Here is a 452-nt window from a genome sequence, read left to right as displayed (position 1 = left end):
GAGACGGCGAGTGTGGTCGGGCCGCTCTGCCATTGCGAGATGTGGCCGCCCTGGTTTTTCAGGTTCGCGGCCGTCAACGCAAGCTGATTGGCTTCGAAGTCGCCGTTCTGGCTGTTGTCGAGCAAGCCAGCAACGGTTGCCGTCAAAGTGGGGGAGACGATCTTGCCGTTCAGATTCGAGAGCGAGGCGCTATGAATCGTCGTCGCTGCCGTCTTTGAGCCGAGTTCACCGCCGTCGTTGACCAGTGCTCCACCTGCGGTCACGTCGACGTTGGCGTTCGAGGTGAGCTTGCCGCCCAGATTCGTAATCGAGTCGGCGGCGTTGACGCTCAGGCCCGTTTGGCCGGACGCCGAACCGGCCGAGTTGTCGATCGTCTTGCCTTGCAGGACGGTTCGGCCGTTGCTGGCGATGGCGCCCGCTTTGTTGCTGACCGTGCCCGAACCGTTGCCAAC

The 452-nt window shown here is 62.8% G+C and carries 1 protein-coding gene; it reads right to left on the bottom strand.

From position 1 onward, the window contains the following. Positions 1–452, bottom strand: a 452-nt coding sequence (locus J5M58_RS26895) for a hypothetical protein (RefSeq protein ID WP_207880439.1), incomplete at both ends; no start/stop codon positions are given.

The sequence above is a fragment of the Pseudomonas sp. 32_A genome (assembly GCF_017490905.1).
Taxonomy (GTDB): domain Bacteria; phylum Pseudomonadota; class Gammaproteobacteria; order Pseudomonadales; family Pseudomonadaceae; genus Aquipseudomonas; species Aquipseudomonas inefficax.
This window is presented reverse-complemented; position numbering and strand designations above follow the sequence as displayed.